The 19,014-nt window shown below is 40.1% G+C and carries 22 protein-coding genes; 13 read left to right on the forward strand and 9 right to left on the reverse strand.

Going from position 1 to position 19,014, the window contains the following annotated elements:
* The 3 genes from DNJ75_RS01975 to DNJ75_RS01985 all read left to right on the forward strand — a co-directional run bounded on the left by DNJ75_RS01975 (nt 1) and on the right by DNJ75_RS01985 (nt 4,304).
* The gene (locus tag DNJ75_RS01975) at nt 1-459 is read left to right on the forward strand and encodes a YaiI/YqxD family protein (RefSeq protein WP_117001498.1); all 459 of its coding nucleotides are present in this window, start codon (nt 1-3) and stop codon (nt 457-459) included.
* On the forward strand, nt 456-779 hold the full coding sequence (locus DNJ75_RS01980) for a cupin domain-containing protein (protein WP_117001499.1): 324 nt from the start codon (nt 456-458) through the stop codon (nt 777-779). The genes DNJ75_RS01975 and DNJ75_RS01980 overlap by 4 nt, the downstream gene beginning before the upstream one ends.
* A gap of 147 nt (nt 780-926) precedes the next feature.
* Nucleotides 927-4,304, forward strand: a complete 3,378-nt coding sequence (locus DNJ75_RS01985) for a DEAD/DEAH box helicase (RefSeq protein ID WP_117001500.1) — start codon at nt 927-929, stop codon at nt 4,302-4,304.
* A 65-nt stretch (nt 4,305-4,369) separates the two neighbouring features.
* Here the strand turns inward: DNJ75_RS01985 and DNJ75_RS01990 are convergent, their stop codons facing one another.
* The 7 genes from DNJ75_RS01990 to DNJ75_RS02020 all read right to left on the reverse strand — a co-directional run bounded on the left by DNJ75_RS01990 (nt 4,370) and on the right by DNJ75_RS02020 (nt 9,462).
* Nucleotides 4,370-4,771, reverse strand: coding sequence for an HIT family protein (locus DNJ75_RS01990; protein ID WP_117001501.1), 402 nt, complete (start codon nt 4,769-4,771; stop codon nt 4,370-4,372).
* Nucleotides 4,749-5,513, reverse strand: coding sequence for a 3-deoxy-manno-octulosonate cytidylyltransferase (kdsB, locus tag DNJ75_RS01995; protein ID WP_117001502.1), 765 nt, complete (start codon nt 5,511-5,513; stop codon nt 4,749-4,751). The genes DNJ75_RS01990 and kdsB overlap by 23 nt, the downstream gene beginning before the upstream one ends.
* Nucleotides 5,506-5,694, reverse strand: a complete 189-nt coding sequence (locus DNJ75_RS02000) for a Trm112 family protein (RefSeq protein WP_117001503.1) — start codon at nt 5,692-5,694, stop codon at nt 5,506-5,508. Before DNJ75_RS02000 ends, kdsB begins: the two co-directional genes overlap by 8 nt.
* A gap of 3 nt (nt 5,695-5,697) precedes the next feature.
* Nucleotides 5,698-5,922, reverse strand: a complete 225-nt coding sequence (locus tag DNJ75_RS02005; protein ID WP_117001504.1) for a sulfurtransferase TusA family protein — start codon at nt 5,920-5,922, stop codon at nt 5,698-5,700.
* Entirely contained in the window at nt 5,922-6,998 is a 1,077-nt protein-coding gene (locus DNJ75_RS02010; protein WP_117001505.1) for a tRNA (5-methylaminomethyl-2-thiouridylate)-methyltransferase, read from the reverse strand. Before DNJ75_RS02010 ends, DNJ75_RS02005 begins: the two co-directional genes overlap by 1 nt.
* Nucleotides 6,999-7,104: 106 nt before the next feature.
* Nucleotides 7,105-7,443, reverse strand: coding sequence for a YraN family protein (locus DNJ75_RS02015; RefSeq protein ID WP_117001506.1), 339 nt, complete (start codon nt 7,441-7,443; stop codon nt 7,105-7,107).
* Nucleotides 7,444-9,462 carry a M3 family metallopeptidase gene (locus tag DNJ75_RS02020; protein WP_117001507.1) on the reverse strand — a complete coding sequence of 673 codons (2,019 nt, stop codon included), beginning with the start codon at nt 9,460-9,462 and terminating at the stop codon, nt 7,444-7,446.
* A 94-nt stretch (nt 9,463-9,556) separates the two neighbouring features.
* Here DNJ75_RS02020 and DNJ75_RS02025 point away from each other — a divergent pair, with 94 nt between their 5' ends.
* From DNJ75_RS02025 to DNJ75_RS02035, 3 genes are all read left to right on the forward strand, one after another.
* Nucleotides 9,557-10,201, forward strand: coding sequence for a site-2 protease family protein (locus DNJ75_RS02025; protein WP_117001508.1), 645 nt, complete (start codon nt 9,557-9,559; stop codon nt 10,199-10,201).
* Between the two features lie 18 nt (nt 10,202-10,219).
* Nucleotides 10,220-10,591 (forward strand): Mth938-like domain-containing protein, encoded by a 372-nt coding sequence (locus tag DNJ75_RS02030; RefSeq protein ID WP_117001509.1) that lies wholly within the window; start codon nt 10,220-10,222, stop codon nt 10,589-10,591.
* A gap of 146 nt (nt 10,592-10,737) precedes the next feature.
* A complete protein-coding gene (locus DNJ75_RS02035; RefSeq protein WP_117001510.1) occupies nt 10,738-11,211 on the forward strand; it encodes a TUL4 family lipoprotein in 474 nt (157 codons plus the stop codon).
* Nucleotides 11,212-11,409: 198 nt separating this feature from the next.
* Here the strand turns inward: DNJ75_RS02035 and DNJ75_RS02040 are convergent, their stop codons facing one another.
* Nucleotides 11,410-12,060 carry a 4'-phosphopantetheinyl transferase family protein gene (locus DNJ75_RS02040; RefSeq protein WP_117001511.1) on the reverse strand — a complete coding sequence of 217 codons (651 nt, stop codon included), beginning with the start codon at nt 12,058-12,060 and terminating at the stop codon, nt 11,410-11,412.
* Between the two features lie 188 nt (nt 12,061-12,248).
* On the opposite strand from DNJ75_RS02040, the gene DNJ75_RS02045 reads away from it, so the two are divergent.
* The 5 genes from DNJ75_RS02045 to DNJ75_RS02065 all read left to right on the forward strand — a co-directional run bounded on the left by DNJ75_RS02045 (nt 12,249) and on the right by DNJ75_RS02065 (nt 16,055).
* Nucleotides 12,249-12,488 carry a FitA-like ribbon-helix-helix domain-containing protein gene (locus tag DNJ75_RS02045; protein WP_117001512.1) on the forward strand — a complete coding sequence of 80 codons (240 nt, stop codon included), beginning with the start codon at nt 12,249-12,251 and terminating at the stop codon, nt 12,486-12,488.
* Entirely contained in the window at nt 12,485-12,904 is a 420-nt protein-coding gene (locus DNJ75_RS02050) for a type II toxin-antitoxin system VapC family toxin (protein ID WP_117001513.1), read from the forward strand. The genes DNJ75_RS02045 and DNJ75_RS02050 overlap by 4 nt, the downstream gene beginning before the upstream one ends.
* 77 nt (nt 12,905-12,981) lie before the next feature.
* Nucleotides 12,982-13,233: a hypothetical protein gene (locus tag DNJ75_RS02055; RefSeq protein WP_117001514.1), complete on the forward strand. Its 252-nt coding sequence runs from the start codon at nt 12,982-12,984 to the stop codon at nt 13,231-13,233.
* A 36-nt stretch (nt 13,234-13,269) separates the two neighbouring features.
* Entirely contained in the window at nt 13,270-15,012 is a 1,743-nt protein-coding gene (locus tag DNJ75_RS02060; protein ID WP_117001515.1) for a proline--tRNA ligase, read from the forward strand.
* A 68-nt stretch (nt 15,013-15,080) separates the two neighbouring features.
* Nucleotides 15,081-16,055, forward strand: coding sequence for a KpsF/GutQ family sugar-phosphate isomerase (locus DNJ75_RS02065; RefSeq protein ID WP_117001516.1), 975 nt, complete (start codon nt 15,081-15,083; stop codon nt 16,053-16,055).
* Nucleotides 16,056-16,153: 98 nt separating this feature from the next.
* Here DNJ75_RS02065 and DNJ75_RS02070 read toward each other — a convergent pair whose 3' ends face one another.
* Nucleotides 16,154-16,411 carry a helix-turn-helix domain-containing protein gene (locus tag DNJ75_RS02070; protein WP_117001517.1) on the reverse strand — a complete coding sequence of 86 codons (258 nt, stop codon included), beginning with the start codon at nt 16,409-16,411 and terminating at the stop codon, nt 16,154-16,156.
* Nucleotides 16,412-16,613: 202 nt separating this feature from the next.
* Between DNJ75_RS02070 and uvrB the strand changes: the two genes are divergently transcribed.
* Together uvrB and DNJ75_RS02080 are read left to right on the forward strand one after the other, a co-directional pair.
* Complete coding sequence (uvrB, locus tag DNJ75_RS02075; protein ID WP_117001518.1) at nt 16,614-18,635, forward strand: excinuclease ABC subunit UvrB; 2,022 nt, start codon at nt 16,614-16,616, stop codon at nt 18,633-18,635.
* A gap of 134 nt (nt 18,636-18,769) precedes the next feature.
* Nucleotides 18,770-18,982: a hypothetical protein gene (locus DNJ75_RS02080; protein WP_117001519.1), complete on the forward strand. Its 213-nt coding sequence runs from the start codon at nt 18,770-18,772 to the stop codon at nt 18,980-18,982.
* The last annotated feature ends 32 nt before the right edge of the window (nt 18,983-19,014 follow it).

Genomic DNA, 19,014 nt, shown 5'->3' on the forward strand with positions numbered 1-19,014 from the left:
ATGATTATTTATATCGATGCCGATGCGTGCCCTAAAGCGGTCAAAGAAGTACTGTATAAGGCAGCGCACCAACGCAAAGTTATGTGTATTTTTGTTGCCAACCAGCCACTTACACACCCGCCATCGCCTTTTATCAAAATGCGCTGTGTCGATAAAGGCTTTGATGTTGCTGATAACTATATCGCCAACAAAGTTGAAATGTCTGATTTAGTGATTACCGCAGATATTCCACTGGCAAAAGAAGTTACTGATCGCAATGCCTTGGTGATCACACCTCATGGCAAGCAATATAGCAAAGCAAATATTTCACAAACTTATGCCATGCGTAATTTTTTCACTGAGCTACGAGATGCTGGATTAGTTGAGACAAAAACCAAGGCGTTCTCAAATAGCAATATCACTGCCTTTGCCAATGCTTTGGATCAGCTATTGACTAAACGTGGATTTATAAAACAATGAATTTATACGATATTCCCAAACACGCTGAACATGAATTGTTTGATATTATTCATGCGATCAAAAATGCGCAAAACATAAAGATTGAACGGATTGTTTCCTACGGACAAACAACACCTAAAAATGAGCCTTATATTCAAACACAAGATGAACTGGTGCTTGTTTTACAAGGTCAAGCAACCCTTTTGATGAATGATATGAGTCACTCACTTGCTACAGGCGATAGTCTATTAATTCCCAGCAACACCCCACATTGGGTAACCCATACATCGAGCTCGCCTGCCACTATTTGGCTTGCCATTCACTTTGATACAGTCATTTAACCCAAAATGCATCGCATCCTGCGCGTAATCGAAGGATAAAGTACTTCGTTTATTGTAACAAAGTATAGTTATTGCCAAAAACTTGTTTGTCTTAGTACTTTTGCCTCAGGTATACTGATGCAATTTATTTTCTTTTGACAAAAATTTATGAGCTTATCTTCAAGCATCTTACCTAAAAGCATTACCGAAGACTTTACTAAGGCAACCATTTCGCGTGCACATGCCTATTGCAATCAATACTCGATCAAATCATTACAGGCAACATCCGATGATGGCATTAATTTTGTCATTAAGAGTGAAGTTTTTGGCTCTGGCAAAGAAGCCTACTCCCAAAGCATTTTTGTCGATGTGAACTCAAGAGCAAAAACACTCTTAAGCATACTGGATGCTGAGTGTTCGTGCCCTGTAGGCTACTTTTGCAAGCATATTTATGCTGTGCTATTTATGTTTAATAAATCACTCGCTGAGCGTTTAACAGAATCCACTGCATACACCCCAATTACAGCGACAAAATCTGTTAGTGCTCCACCGACAAAAAAAGCGAAAATCCCCGCATCTCACTTCGACAAAGCTGCCTTTGAGCGCCAATTTAATGACAATATACGCCTTGAGAAAAGCACACTATTGTCCCAAGGCAAGGCACCTTCTAACTTGGTGATTGCCTATCAACTCGTCGCTTTTAAAGAAGGGCAGCAGCTTTCTTATAGGATCGAGGCAAGTTATGTGCGCATTCTAAAAAGTGGCGATGGCTATGGCAAACCACAAAGTGCCAACCTTACCAATATCGTTGCCGGTTATGCTAAATATCCAGACTGCGCTGATATTAAAGACCTTGAGATCTTTAAATACCTACAAGCACAAATCAATCGTTATGCGATACATTTACCGAGCTTAACAGGAGAGTACGGCGCGCAATTTTTAAAGCTGCTTATTGCAACTGAACGTTTTTTTGTTGGCGACATCGTCATGGGCAAACATTGCACCTTAGCACCAGATCTCAAGCTTGATATTGATTGGAGTGAAGTCAACGGCACATTTCGCTTTAATGCGCAAATCAATGGCAAAACAAACACAAAAATCATACCAACAACACCTGCTTTTTACATTGATGGCAACAAAATGGGGCAGATCGTCAATGACATTCCTGGCAATCAATTAGCACTTCTTAATACGCTTAAAGATATCTCAAAAGATGATATGTCATTTGTTCGTCACACCATTGAGAAATCGACACTTGGCAAGCAAATAAAATTCCCAAGCAAAGTCAAAAAGCTTAAAACTGAAAAAATCACGCCAAAAGCAATTGCCCATTTTAGCAAAGGATCATCAGTAAACTGGCCACATTATGGCTTCTTTGCTGATGTTAGCTTTGAATATGACGGCACACGCTTTGAGCCACATGAAAGTGGGACACACATTATTGAGCATAATGGTCGCTTGATTGAAAAAGACATAAAATTTGAAAAAGCTAAGCTTGAAACCTTAGGAGGATTTGGCTTTGTAAAATCAAGACGTGCTTACTTTGGCTATGGCAATCAAGCACACAAGCCATTTGGTGAAAGTTATATTTTAAACAGCAATCCTTATCTTGAACCAGAAGAGCAATGGGAAGGCTTCTATGTTGAAGATCTTGAGGACTTCAAACTTTTAGGCTGGCAGGTTGAGTTTGATGATGACTTTGCACATCACTATATTGTTGCTGATGATATCGACATTGGCATCGAAGAAGGTGCGCAAAATGATTGGTTTAATGTACATCTGAGCGTTAATCACAACGGCAACACCATCGATCTACAGCCGCTGATTATGCAATATCTACAAAAAGGGCTTAACAAAGAAGAGCACGACCTTGTTGCCATTGTTGATAAGAACCACCGTTTAAAAATTGATTACAGCATTATTGAACCAGTCATTAACTCATTGTTTGAATTAAATGATGAGCGTGGCGGCACACTAAAACTCTCAAAATACCAAATCGGTGCGCTGATGAGCCTTGAGGAGCAACTAGGCAAAAGTGGCGCGATTGATTATAGTAAAGCCAATGCTTTAAAGCGCTTTGTTGACTCACTGAAAGACACAACAAAATTACCACTACTAGATACACCAAAAGAAGTACAAGCAACTTTACGCGACTATCAGCGCTATGGCGTAAGCTGGATGGATTTCTTATCCAAACATGAAATGGGTGGTTTGTTAGCCGATGATATGGGACTTGGCAAAACCCTGCAAACGCTCACTTGGCTTCAGTTACAACACGATACTGATAAAGATTTTGGTACAAGCCTTATCATCGCGCCCACCTCGGTTGTCGGCAATTGGATTAGAGAAGCTGAGAAATTCACACCTAAGCTCACAATTTTGCTATTGCATGGCTCTGAACGTGCCGAGCATTATGATAACTTGCTTAACTACGATATCGTCGTCACAAGCTATCCACTTATTTTAAAAGACGAAGAAATTCATCGCCAAAATACCTATAGCGCACTGATTTTGGATGAGGCTCAAACGATTAAAAATGCTAAGACAAAGCAAGCGCAAAGCATTTTCACCCTTTCAGCTAAACATCGTTTTTGTTTAACAGGCACACCACTTGAGAATCATCTGGGTGAGCTATGGTCGCAATTTAACTTCTTAATGCCTGGCTTCCTGGGCAATGATAGCCAGTTTCGTAAGCACTTCAAAAATCCAATTGAAAAACATCAAGACAGCGATCGTTTAAAAATACTGAAAAGTCGCATCGCACCCTTTATGCTTCGACGCACTAAGGCATTAGTTGCTAAGGATCTGCCTGAAAAGACTGAGTCGATTGAAATTATTGAGCTACCCAATACGCAAAAGCAACTATATGAAAGTGTGCGCATGACAATGGAGAAGAAAGTACGTGAGCTCTTGAAAAAGCAAGGGCTTGCCAAGAGTCATATTCATATTCTTGATGCACTATTAAAGCTACGCCAATCATGCTGCCATCCGCAATTAGTTAAACTAGAGAGTGCCAAAAAAGTGCATGAATCGGCTAAACTTGATTATTTACTAGAAATGCTAACCGAACTTGCTGCTGAAAAGCGTAAAGTACTGGTATTCTCACAATTTGTCGAGATGCTTGATTTAATTGCACTTGAGCTTGGCAAACATAAGATCCAATATGTGCAGTTAACCGGACAAACTAAAAATCGCCAAAAACTGATTGATGACTTTAGTGACAACGCTGATATCACGGTTTTCTTAATCAGCTTAAAAGCTGGCGGCACGGGCTTAAATCTTGTTGCCGCTGATACGGTTATTCACTTTGATCCATGGTGGAATCCAGCCGTTGAAGCCCAAGCCACGGATCGCGCCTATCGTATTGGTCAAGATAAACCTGTCACGGTGTATAAACTCATTGCCAAAGACAGTGTTGAAGAAAAAATCTTAAAACTTCAGCAGAAAAAAGCGGATCTTGCTAGTGGGTTGTATAACAAAGATGGACAAGCTGATTTCAAACTCAGTGAAAATGATCTATTGAATTTATTTGAACCGATTGTTTAAGATAAGACTATTTACTTTGAGTGAACTCCGTTAAATATAGAAGTTTAGCTGCCGTTGATAACAACTTAAATAAGCGTTAGCAAGCTCGAAATAAGGTCATCTTTTTGATGTGCTTCATATGCTTGGCTTTCGCTTTTACCCCATACTACATCCGGCCAGCAAAAATCATCTTTTTTGCGTCCGATCACATGAATATGCATTTGTGAGACGACATTACCAATTGTCGCAACATTGACTTTATCAACGTGTAAATCCTCTTTGAGAAAGCGGGATAATGTATTTATCAAGGCATTGAGTCTTAGCTGCATCTCCAGATCAAGCTCAAACCATTCAATGACGGACACTTTAGGTACGATGAGAAACCACGTCACCAGTGCGTTGTTTGATAATCGTAACTGAACATCACCAAGATCTTTGATGAGGCTACTAGAATCAGCTAAACGTTTATCGAGCACAAAAGCTGTCATATATCTTCCTTACTTTGTCTAAATCAGCTTGTGTGTCAATCCCAGGAGGTGTTGACGCCTTAGCTTCAGCAATCGCAATTTTTTGATTATGCCATAACACGCGCAATTGCTCTAAAGACTCAATTTGCTCTAATGGGCTTTTTTCCATCTGTGCATACACCTTTAGAAAACCTGCGCGATAAGCATATAAACCAATATGACGATAATGATTTCCCATCTTAATCTCACCTTGGTCAAACACACCACGCTGCCATGGAATCGGCGCTCTTGAGAAATACAAAGCATATTGCTCGCGATTAAAGACGACTTTTACGCAATTTGGATCATGCACTTCATTTTCATCAGTTATTCGCTCACACAAGGTTGCCATTACCGCTTGCGATCTATCCACCAACAAATCAGCAGCTTGAATCACATTTTCCATCGGAATTAATGGCTCATCCCCTTGGATATTAACGACAATATCCTCATCAGCAATTGCTAATTTCTGCACAGCTTCAGCCAAGCGATCGGTGCCTGATTGGTGATCTACTGCCGTCATGCAAACTGTCGCACCAAAACTGTGTGCTATGGTTTGAATTTCCTCACTATCCGTCGCAATCACCACTTGCTCAAAGCCACATTGTAATGCACGCTCATAAACATGCTCAATAATGGGTTTGCCTGCCAAATCAAGTAATAACTTATTGGCAAGGCGACTGGATTGCAAACGCGCTGGAATAATAATATGGCGCTTACTCATAGTGTTTGACTTCTTCAAGCGTTAGCTTCTTAGCTTCTTCTAATAGCATACGCGGCACGCCATCAATAATGGGGTATGCCAATTTATCCGCTTTACACACAAGCATCTTGTTTTGCTTATCGTATATCAATGATGATTGACACTCAGGACACACCAAAATACTTAATAAACCTTGATCCATTTGTTACGCCTTAATCACAAAAATAAATTCATTATCTATTTCCAATTGCTCTAAGATAGCATAGCCATTGATCTTACACCAAGCAGGAATATCATGCTTGACACCCGGATCGGTACAAGTCACTTTTAACTGCTCACCGGCGGTCATCTTTTTTAATGCATTTTGTGTTTTAATCACCGGCATCGGACATAATAAGCGACGTAAGTCTAGCTCAACATTAACTTCCATCAGACATACCACGCTTGTTGTACTTCATCAACGGTAAAAGGCTTCACCGTATGCTCGCGTGCAACACCATCAGGATAAGCAAAACGCACAGTCACTTCATCAGCATCTCTGCCTTGTGAAAAACGCGCAATAATTCTGGCGACAAACGCCTCATCTTGAGTATCAAAACTGCCGTCAATCAAGGTCAGTGGTCCACCATGACTTTCAACGGTGATATGCGGAAATTGACGCTTATAACCATTTAGAAAATTATTTTCACCTTCTTCGCGTGCAATAATCAATTTAAACTCAGGCTTTGGACGCAAGTGGCGACCAACTTTCAACAACATAATGTCATCAAAATCATAATCACGCTTGTCATTACGACCTTTCCACAAATCAACCAACTTATCCGAGTATTGCTTATCGGTTAAAAAGCAACACCCACCTGCAGGAGTCGCATAATCAACAAAACCATATGAACTGGCTAGCTCAAATTGCGGTGTGCGATTGCGCCCGTGAAAACCAAATAGCTTTTCACGATCAACCCAACCTTCGCGCTCAGGCTTGGTTTCAGGTAGATTTTTAGCGCATAATGGACGCAATAATAAATCATCAATACCTGATTGCTTTTGAATAACTGGCATAGTGTCTTTACGTTGCGACATCGGACGCTGACCAATGACCTCACCGGTAATAATGAAATCAAAACCATTTTCAAGCGCCCATTCTTTGGCTTTTTTAACCATAAATATCTTACAATCCAAACACGGATTCATATTGGCGCCATAGCCATATTTTGGATTTAATAGCACATCTTTGTACTCTTCAATCACATCGATAATATGCAGTTTAATCCCAAGTTGCTCAGCAACCCATAGGGCATTGTTACGTTTTTCTTTGCTTTGATCTTTCTTACGAATGGCATGCGTATGCCCTTCGACACAAAACCCAGTGAAGAAGTTAATCCCTTCAACATGAATGCCTTGATCTGCAATCACCTTGGTTGCCAACATGGAATCTAAACCACCGGAAATAAGCGAAACCGCCTTATATTGCTTAGGTTTTTCTGAATGAGAATTATGTAATGATGTCATTTATTATATTGAGTCTACTTTAAAATTTGCGCACATTGTACGCGCTATAGACAATTTTTTCATTATTCAAATGAAACTTTCTACACTTTTCTGTCGACGTATCTGTTTAAAAAGCCGCCTGCACCCACTGGATGTCATCTCCTGTCATGCCGATGACATCAAAGCGGCATTCGGCATGTTGATAGTGTGGGTGTTGTTGCAAAAAGACTTGTGCTGTTTTACGCACTTTAATCTGTTTAGATTTTGTCACCATTTCTAGTGCCGAGCCAAATTGCGCTGACTTGCGCGCCTTGACCTCAACAAATATCAATACATCAGCAATTTGACCAATTAAGTCAATTTCCCCTAGTGGTGTCAAAAAATTCTTGGCAATTAAGCTAAAACCTTGGGTCTCTAGAAACACTAAGGCTTTATTTTCCGCCTCACCACCAATGGATCGACTCATCTAAACAATACCATTATGACGCAGTAGCGCATCAACTGACGGTTTTTGTCCTTTAAATTTCTCAAATAGCTCTGCCGCTGGAGCTGAGCCGCCTTTTTCTAAGATAATGTGCATAAACTTCTGACCAATGGCTTTGTTTAATACTGTCTGACCCTGTTCAAATTCCGCAAAAGCATCACTGGATAGCACTTCCGCCCATTTGTAACTGTAATAGCCCGCTGCATAACCACCTGCAAAAATATGTGAAAAGCCATTTTCAAAGCGATTAAACTTGGGCACCTCTAACAATGCCGTTGATTGGCGCACATCCTCTATTATTTGATGAATATCTAAATCCTCAACACTACTTTGGTGTAGTTGCATATCAAACAGTGCAAACTCAAGCTGACGCAACATTGCTAAGCCCGATTGATACTGACGTGAGGCAACCAACTTTTGAAATAGCTCTTTTGGTAAGCTTTGTTTGGTCTCAACATGCTGTGACAGCAATTGTAATCCTTCTTCACACCAACAGAAATTCTCCATAAACTGACTTGGTAACTCAACAGCATCCCACTCAACACCATTAATCCCTGAAACAGGCAAATACTCCACTTGCGTTAGAATGTGCTGCAAGGCATGCCCAAACTCATGAAATAAAGTCAATACATCATTATGCGTCAATAACGCATCAGCACCTTCATTGGCAGGCATAAAGTTACAGGTAACATACGCCACAGGCGTTTGCACTGAATGATCAAGACGCTTATAGCGCGTGCGACATTCATCCATCCACGCACCATCACGCTTATGTGCTCTTGCAAAGAAATCAACTAAAATTGCCCCACGAAGTTGCTTGTTTTCATCATAAAATTCATACAACTCTGTTTGTGGATGATAGCGATCCCAATCATCACGCTTCTTCGCTGTGATACCATAAAGAGATGACAATACACTAAACAAGCCTTTTATCACGTGATTCAAAGGGAAATAAGGACGCAGCTCTTCAGAAGTGAAATCATAGCGTGCTTTTTTCATTTTATCTGAATAATATACGCTATCCCAAGGCTTAAGCTCTTCATCCAATCCAGACTGTTTAGCAAATTCTTGAAGCTCTTTAAGCTCTTTTTGTGCATGTGGTTTTGCCTTTTGTAGCAAATCTTGCATAAAGTGCATCACCTCATCAACTGAAGTTGCCATCTTCGTTGCCAGTGAAACTTCAGCATAGTTCTTAAATCCTAAAAGTCGTGCTTCTTCAGCCCTTAAGCGCATAATCTCTTGCATAACTTTTGTATTATCAAAGCTTTTATTGTCCGCTTCGCTTGAGGCGCGCGTGACATAGGCTTTATAAAAAGTCTCGCGCAACTTGCGATTATCTGCTTGCTGCATCACGGAAATATAGGTTGGTGCGTCAAGCCCCAAAACAAACCCATCTTTTTCTTCTGTTTTCGCCTTTAAGCGTGCTTGCTCTTTAGCACTGTCTGATAAACCTTTTAATTCATCTTCATTTAATGTGTGATAATGCCACGCCATCGTCGCATCAAGCACATTATTCTCAAAATCACTTTGCAACTTGGCAAGCTTGGTAACGACTTGCTCAAACTTCTCGCGCTTATCACCTTCCAGATCCACGCCTGATAATTTAAAACTGCGAATAGCATCATTAATCGCCTTAATCTGTGCTTGATCCAAAGTTTTATCATGTTGCAAAATAATTTGATACGCCTTTAGCATGCGTTCATCCTGTGCCGTTTGCGTTGAATATTCTGATATTTTTTCAACACAATACTGATAGACTTCGCGCAACTGCGGTGTATTTTTAACGGCATTTAAATGCCCCAAAGGACCAAAAGTTTTGCTAAGCGCATCTTCGGCTTCTTCCAAAGGGTAGATAAATCTATCCCATGTGTAATTACTCTCTTTAAGTAATTGCTCTTTTAAATCACGGCAATACTTGATGCGCTCTTCCACTTCAGTCTTGGCATTATTAATGTCTATTTGTGAAAATTTGGGTAAATCTAATGTAACTACATCACTCATCTGTATGTTCCTTGGCATAAATTCTTCATTCTGCTAAGGCTTTATAATACACTTATTTCACTGCGAAAAAATACGAAAAAAGCACTAATAGACAATGTCTGCTGATCTAAACACTTATTTAATGGCTTTTGTGATGTTTATCATCCCAATGCTCTTTGCTATCACACTACATGAAGCAGCACACGCCTACATCGCCAAATTACGTGGTGACAAAACCGCCTATCTTATCGGGAGAGTTACTTTAAACCCGATTAAACATATCGACATCCTCGGCACGATCATTCTACCAACTGCAATGTTTCTATTGGGCACCGGCTTCTTGTTTGGTTGGGCAAAGCCTGTGCCTGTTAATTTTAATAACCTCAAAAAGCCGCGACAAGATATTATTCTTGTCGCAATTGCCGGACCTTTAGCCAATTTCATTATGGCAATTATTTGGTTTTTGCTGTGGAAATTTGTACCAAACTTTGGTTTCCATCAGATGGCACAATTTGGTGTCATACTCAATTTGATGCTAATGGTATTTAACTTATTACCCATTCCACCACTTGATGGCAGTCGTGTTATTAGCGCATTATTGCCTTATAAAGCAGCCTTACAATATAACCGTTTAGAACGCTGGGGATTTTTGATCGTGCTTTTGCTGCTATTTATTCCTTTTGGGCAATCCAACCTACTCGCAAGCATCTTGCTACCACTGATTAATAAACTCTACTTACTCATTCAATTTATCTTTTAAGTTTTTAAGGCACAAACAATGCAATTAGAACATGAAAAACAGGATACACCAATTTTTGTTAAACATTATAAATCTAGCGAGCTAACACTATCACAACAAACATTTTCTCACAGCGTGATTATCACACCTGAGAAAATTATTAATAATAATTGGGGCATCAAATCCATTGACGAGCTTAATCTTGACACTATTGAAGCCCTTATCGAACTTGATGCTCATATTTACCTTCTTGGCACTGGTGCAACATCACAGATTCCGCCGCAAGAAATCATCATTGCTTTTGCCCGCCTAGGAAAATCCATTGATTTTATGGACTCAGCTGCCGCATGCCGCACTTTTAATATCTTGGCAAATGAAGGACGTCGCGTTGCCGCTGCCATCATCGTTTAAAGCCGTAACACTCGGCATAAATCAATTTTTTGTCATTTTTTATTAAATTTTCTCTAACCTCCTTGATATCTTTTTGCTATACGCTAGGATTAGGTCTATAGTAATTAGTGTTTCTTATAGGTTCATACAACAGAAGGAAGACAACGATGAGAAAAATCACACTACTTGGCATTGTTTCCAGTGCTGCATTATTATCTGCTTGTGCCACATCACCTAAAGCGCCAGCACCACAAAATACAGATGCATCTGTTACAGCAATGTCAACACCAGCGTCAGTCAGCTCAACGCAAACTACAAGCAATAGCTCATTACCAAGCTCAACAGTTAAACTAAGCGCCAAAGATGGGCGTTTAGTTGCAAAAATTTATACTGACTGGAATGGCGCCAAACAAGGAGATCTAAAACTTCACTGGGTTGCACCTAGCCAATCACACTGCATGAGCACAACTTTTCCAATCATGAAATATAAAGAAGCCAGTGATTACTCTTGGGCTTACCGCACACTTGAGCATCAAAGTGCTAATGGCGCAATCGCATGCCCAGGCGTATGGAAAGCTGAAGTAGTTTACACACCAAGCAAAGCAGTTGTTGGTGAAGCTGAGCTTAACGTTTCTCAATAGAGCGCGGCAGCACCTCAGCAATAACTTTCCTATCCATTAACAGTCTTTAAATGCGGCTAAGACTAAATATTCGCTGCACCCTGAGCATCAGTCGAAGTGGGTAGCTTGGGAAAATCACACTTCATAGAGGCTTCGACTTGCGTTCAGCCAACGCTTACACAATTAAAGCGGGCAGGAATACGGTCATAGCCTTAAATCCTACAAAAAATTCAGTCTAACCTTGCTACTGCTTCTCTCAAAACTTAAGCACAGCGGTGTATTTTCATCTAATTGTTGATGGAAATAATATATATCTTGGACATTTTTCTTTTTGCATTCTCCACTTTCAGTTACTTCAAAAACATAACGATTTAACCCATTGGCAATCCCTTGACCCGTCAGTTTAAGGCTTGCCTCTTTATATGCCCATAACCAATAAAACACATTTCGTTGTGCACTTTCACCCTTCTTAGCAGCAATCAAGTCATACTCGCTCTTTGCAAAATATTGTTTTGCTATCGCTAGCACATCGACTTTTTCTTTTTTAGTCTGCACATCGACACCAACACGCTGACCCTTGGCAATTGCTATAACAACATAATCACGCGTATGACTAATATTAAAATCAAGCATACTATCAACGAGAAATGGTCGGCCATTGTTGGTCTTTGAAAACTGCAGCTCAGTGGTAGTAACACCCAAGCGCTCACTCAACAACTTATAGCGCAGCCATTGCGATGCGATATACTCAACACGCTTACGCTCTAACCTTAAGTCTTTGGCATAGTTTTTAATTTCAAGCGGCAATATATTAAGCGCTTTCAGCGCATCAAATTTGTTTAGATTTAGAACACATATATCAATCATCATTATAAGTTTATATATCAGACACACTTTAGCTTGATCATTAAATTAGAAATTTAAACGTAAACTTGCAGAAATGAAAGCATTTTCATATACTGACAGCACCAATTCCATGATATCGCTCGCAAATTATTTTGCGGTGTTTGCCTGTAAAGTAGTTTGTGATGGGTATATATAAGCGCTAGGAGACTGATATGGCTGTACTAACTATCCGCAACGTACCAGATGATGTGCATCGCGCACTAAAAGCAAAAGCATTAAAGCACGGCAGAAGCACTGAAGCTGAAATTAGAGAAATACTAAAAAATGCTGTTGAGCACCAAAGTCAAGTGAAGCTAGGCAGCCTATTATCGAGCATCCGTAAAGAGGTTGGGGTTATCAAACTTGATACACATCGTGACAAAACGCCACCTTCACCAATGGATTTCACATGATACTTGTCGATACTAATGTTATTTCAGAGCCATTAAAGCCTCGACCGAATGTAAGCGTTATCAAATGGCTTGATGATCAACTAATCGATGCACTATATCTATCAACCATCAGCATTGCAGAGATTCGATTTGGTATTGCAGCATTACCCTCAGGCAAGAAAAAGACGACACTAGAAGAAAGCCTAGAATCAACCATACTGCCATTGTTTACCAATAGAGTTTTAAGCTTTGATCAGAATGCTGCAAAAATCTATGCACTATCAATGGCAAAAGCACGAAAAAGCGGTATCACCGTCGGCATAGCGGACGCCTATATTGCAGCTATTGCCAAAGCAAACTCAATGACCATTGCAACACGTGACACAAATCCATTTGACGCACTTGAGGTACCTTATATTAATCCTTGGGAATGTTAGCATTTAATTAAACGCGACTACCCAACTGCATGCTTGCATTATATAATTGGCATAGTTTACTTAATTGGAGACCGATCATGAAACAAAAACTCCGTTATATTGCTGATGCTATCTTTTTTCTTGCTTGCATTACCTTTATTGCCACACTTACCTCTATTTTCTATTTCAATAACTTTAGCATTATCGTTAAAGGGCACGTTGTTTACTGGGTTTATGCGGCGCCTTTAGCAATGGTTTTATACACTTTTTTACGCAATCAATTCTTAACAGATAAACCAAATAAAACAAATTCCGAAAATCCGCTTGAACCGACTCAAAAAACGAGCTAACGTAACCCCACACATTGCTTTTCACAAGATTCTAATATGAGAGTATCGCAAACTTTACTTGCCACTGAAAAAGAAACACCAAAAGACGCTGAATTAATCAGTCATCAGTATATGTTACGTGCCGGCTTAATTCGCAAGCTTGCCTCAGGTATTTATCAATGGCTACCTACAGGGATGAAAGTGCTGCAAAAAGTCCAAACAATCGTCCGCGAGGAGATGGATAATGCAGGCGCCTGTGAGATTTTAATGCCTAGCATATTGCCTGCTGAGCTATTACAAGAAACGCATCGTTGGCAAAAATTTGGTCCTGAGCTTCTAAAAATGCAGGATCGCCATGAACGTGATTTCTGCTATGGACCAACACATGAAGAGCCGATTGTTGACATTGCACGCAAAGAAATTAAAAGCTATAAACAATTACCACTTAACCTATATCAAATCCAAACAAAATTCCGTGATGAAATACGTCCACGCTTTGGCGTGATGCGCGCACGTGAATTTATTATGAAAGATGCTTATTCATTTCACAGCAATTATGATTGTTTAGAAAACACCTATCAGAAGATGCATCAAGCATATTGTAATATCCTAACGCGTATGGGGCTTAAGTTTCGTGTCGTTAATGCTGATGCTGGCGCCATTGGTGGCAGCAAAACGCATGAGTTTCAGGTGCTTGCCGCAGCAGGCGAAGATATTATTTGCTATAGCAGCCAAAGTGATTATGCTGCCAATATTGAAATGGCAGAGTATTTAAAACCAGATCTCATAACACGCAAGTCTCCTTCTCAATCACTTGAAAAGATCGCAACACCTGATTTGAAAACTATTAGTGATATTTGTCAAAAGTTTGACTTGTTACCTGAAAACACGATCAAAACCATTATTATCAAGGATAGTGATAATACACTCTTTGCCTTAGTGCTACGTGGGGATCATGAGTTAAATGAGATTAAAATCGAAAAGTTACCTCAAATCAACGCACCTTTTACTTTTGCCACGGAAGCCGAAATACAACAAGCATTTAATGCCAATATCGGCTCTTTAGGTCCTGTTAACTCACTAATTAAAGTGATTGCTGATTATAGCGCTGTCATGTTACACGACTTTGTATGTGGTGCTAATGAAGATGCTTTTCATTTCTTTGGTGCAAACTGGGATCGCGACATTAAAAGCTATGATGTTGCGGACCTTCGTAATGTGGTTGTCGGCGACATATCTCCTGACGGCAAAGGCACACTTGAGCTTACCAGCGGCATTGAAGTTGGGCATATTTTCCAACTAGGTGACAACTACTCCAAAGCGATGAACGCTAATATTCTAGATGAAAATGGTAAGAAACAAGACCTTATCATGGGCTGCTACGGTTTTGGTGTCACACGCATTATTGCGGCGGCAATCGAGCAATCGCATGATGATAACGGTATTATTTGGCCAAGTGAGATCGCACCGTATGATATCTCGATCATTCCAATGAATATGCATAAATCAACTAAAGTCTTCGAGATTGCTAATAAACTTTATAATGACCTTAGAGCTGCCGGCTTTGATGTTTTATTTGATGATCGCAAAGAGCGCCCTGGTATTATGTTTGCTGACGCAGATTTAATTGGCGCACCACATCAACTGATTATTGGTGAACGTGGACTGGAGAATGATGTCATCGAATACAAATGTCGCAAAACACAACAAAAATCTGAGATTCCTTATACCATTGACGCTGTTTTGCAAAAGGTCTGTGCTAAGCAAACAAGCAAAGCAAAATTAAGTCCATGTCACTAGGTTGATGTTTTACCCTATCCTCACTTACAATAACATGCATTAAAAATGCATTACCATCTGATTTTACTATGTCAAACAACCATCCTTTTGCTCAAGATGCACTAAAAACAATCGATCTCGAAATTGAAACACTTGAGCAGCTTAAAAAACATATTAGTGACGATTTCATCGCCGCTTGCGAGTTGATTCTCAAATGTCAGGGGCGCGTGATTATTATTGGTATGGGCAAATCAGGACATATCGCCTCAAAGATTGCAGCCACCCTTGCCAGCACGGGAACACCTGCATTCTTCGTCCATCCAGCTGAAGCAGGACACGGCGATTTTGGCATGATTACGCGTCAAGATGTAGTCATTGCTATCTCAAATTCTGGCTCAACGCCTGAGTTAACGTCATTAATTCCAATGATCAAACGCCTTGATATCCCACTTATTGCCATATCTAGCAAACCGCAGTCAGCATTGGCGCAAGCTGCGGATATTTCAATGAATCTTGGGGTTGAAAAAGAAGCTTGCCCGCACAATTTAGCACCAACATCAAGCACAACAGCAACATTGGTATTGGGTGATGCCTTAGCGATTGCACTATTAAATGCTAAAAACTTTAGTGCGGAAGATTTCGCCAACTCACACCCAAGTGGTGCTTTGGGTAAACGCTTACTGTTAAAAGTATCTGATCTTATGAAAACAGGTGCATCTCTACCCATTGTTACATCTCAAAGCACATTAGAAGATGCGATTTTAGAGATCAGCTCTAAAGGTCTAGGAATGACACTTATATCTGATGATAACAAGACACTCAATGGCATTTTTACCGATGGTGATTTGCGTAGAATCTTCCAACAATCCCTTTATCAAAAAGGGCTTAACATTGCAGAAGTTATGGGCAAAAGACCAAAGACAATTATCGAAGATGCAATGGCAATTGAAGCATTAAGCCTTATGAATCAATTGAAAATTACCACATTGGCAGTTTTAAATCATCAAAATGAAATTGCTGGCATTATCCACATGCATGATTTAGTACGCGAGGGTATCGCTTAAGTAGCTAGCTTTAATTACCCCTCACCCGCACAGTCTGCGCTGCACGACCTCCCCCACATGGGGCGAGGTAATCGTTGCTGAAACTTTTTTCATTATGACTAACTTGAAAAATCCAATACAAAAATATCATACTTTTTGATTTTAGCTTTCAGTGTTGCAGGACTTATGCCTAATACTTCAGCGGTATTACTTAGATGAAATCCTGTATACGCCAAAGTTGCCTCAATTAAGCCCCGCTCAATTTCCTCAGTGACTAAACTTAACATAAAGCGCGGTTCATCTTGCGGGTTACGTCTTGCTTCTTCATAGCGCATTTCAGCAATGGCATAAATAAATCTTTCTATATTGCTACTCATGATGAATATCCTTATCTAACTCTTTAATTTTCTTGTACTGTTAAGGATAGAAGTAAATTTAAAGCTTGCATAAAGAGATCTACACTTTAATGCTTACGTTTTCGCTGAAATCACTGTAATCAAATTGCCATGTTTTAATGTCGCATAAACGCACAGCTTTGCTATCATAGCTCGTGTTTGAATTAAAATTAGCGGCTTCACAATGCACTTAGAAAGAAAACAAAACGCCTTTGAACTCCATACAAACTACACTCCCGCAGGAGACCAACCAACGGCAATCGCATCCTTAACGCAAGGTTTAAAAGAAGGCTTAAAACACCAAACATTACTTGGCGTCACCGGCTCAGGGAAAACCTATACAGTGGCTAATGTTATTCAGAATGTTCAACGCCCTACGTTGATTCTTGCACATAACAAAACACTTGCCGCACAATTATATGCCGAAATGAAACAGTTTTTTCCAAAAAATGCCGTAGAGTATTTTGTATCATATTATGATTATTACCAACCAGAAGCTTATGTTGCTGCATCAGACACTTATATCGAAAAAGACTCATCGATTAATGAACATGTTGAGCAAATGCGTTTATCAGCCACCAAAGCGATTTTAGAACGCCAAGATGTAATCATTGTTGCCACCGTATCAGCGATCTACGGCTTGGGTGATCCTGAACAATATATGCAAATGCTACTGCACCTTAAAGTCGGTGAACAAATCGATCAACGCAGTATTTTAAGACGCTTAAGTGACATGCAGTATCACCGCAATGATATGGATTTCTCACGCGGAACCTATCGTGTGCGTGGCGAGGTTATCGATATATTCCCTGCAGACTCAGATAAAGATGCCGTGAGAGTTGAGTTATTTGATGATGAAATCGAAAGCATTAAACTCATCGATCCCCTTACTGGCAAAGTCACTGCAAATACCTATCGCGCGACAATATTCCCAAGTACGCATTATGTCAGCTCAAAAGAACGCCAAAAAACCATGGTTGAGGAAATCAAAGATGAATTACGTGAGCGTGTTGCCTATTTTCAAAAGGAAAACCGCCTAATTGAAGCCCAACGCATTGAGCAGCGCACACTATACGATATTGAAATGATTAATGAATTAGGTTATTGCACAGGCATTGAGAATTATTCACGTCTTTTGTCAGCTCGAGCACCTGGCGAGCCACCACCGACATTACTGGATTATTTACCGCAAAATGCATTTATTGTGATTGATGAGTCGCACGTTACCATCCCGCAATTTGGCGGCATGTATAAAGGAGATCGCTCACGCAAAGAAAACCTTGTTAATTATGGTTTTCGTCTGCCTTCGGCACTGGATAATCGTCCGCTTAAATTCCATGAATTCGAGGCATTAGTTACCCAAGCGATTTATGTCTCAGCCACACCCGCTGATTATGAGAAAGAGCATCAACAAAATGTAGCTGAACAAGTTGTACGCCCAACAGGATTACTTGATCCCTTAGTTGAAGTAAGATCAGTCAGCATTCAAGTCGAAGATGCATTATCTGAAATTAACAAAGCAGTACAAAAAGATGAGCGCATTCTTATCACAACCCTTACTAAGCGTATGGCTGAGGATCTCACAGATTACTTATCTGAACACGGGGTCAATGTCCGTTATCTTCATGCGGATGTCGACACCGTTGAACGTGTTGAGATTATTCGCGATCTACGCATGGGCGTCTTTGATGTATTGGTCGGTATCAATCTATTACGTGAAGGCTTGGATATGCCTGAAGTCAGCACGGTTTTAATCTTTGATGCGGATAAAGAAGGTTTCTTAAGATCCGAGAGATCATTGATCCAAACTATTGGACGTGCAGCAAGGCACATTAATGGTAAAGCTATTTTATACGCCGAGGTAATTACCGGCTCAATGCAGCGCGCGATGGATGAAACGTTGCGGCGGCGCAACAAACAACAGCAGTTTAATACTGATTACGGTATTACGCCGACATCCATCAAAAAGAAGGTTGGTGACTTATTAGAATTATCACCTGAATTTAGTAAAAAGGCGGCAAAGAATAATGCTCGTAAAAAGGTGAGAGATATTGCAGTTGATGAGGTTCTCGGTGTTAAAGAAGCCATAATATTGGTTAAAAAACTCGAAAAGTCGATGAAAGAACATGCGCGCAATCTCGAGTTTGAAGAAGCTGGACACGTGCGTGACCAAATCAAAACCATCAAAGAAAAGTATCTATTATAGCCAGTTAATGACTTTATAATTGACTTAAATAGCGTATTTTTTACAAAGATTGAGAAAAAATCTACTTGTCGATGGTTAATATCTCACATTTTCATGCTACAATCTCTGCACTTTAATAGCTACCATGGTGTACGATGCGATTTTTACTATGTTTTGCAACATTCGCGGCAATGCTCTATAACAGCAGCTATGCAGCAGAACGAATAATCACTGAAATGAATATTCCAGCAACGCTATCTTTTATCCCACAAATTGTGCAAGAACATCCGATCATTGCACTGATTATTGCACTTATTGTGGTTGCTTACCTTATTTTACGCATTCGCAGGTTCCTTAGAAGCAAATAGTCCTACCTAGTAGCGTGAATCATTTGCGGTGT

The organism is Cysteiniphilum litorale (assembly GCF_003428165.1).
GTDB classification, from domain to species: domain Bacteria; phylum Pseudomonadota; class Gammaproteobacteria; order Francisellales; family Francisellaceae; genus Caedibacter; species Caedibacter litoralis.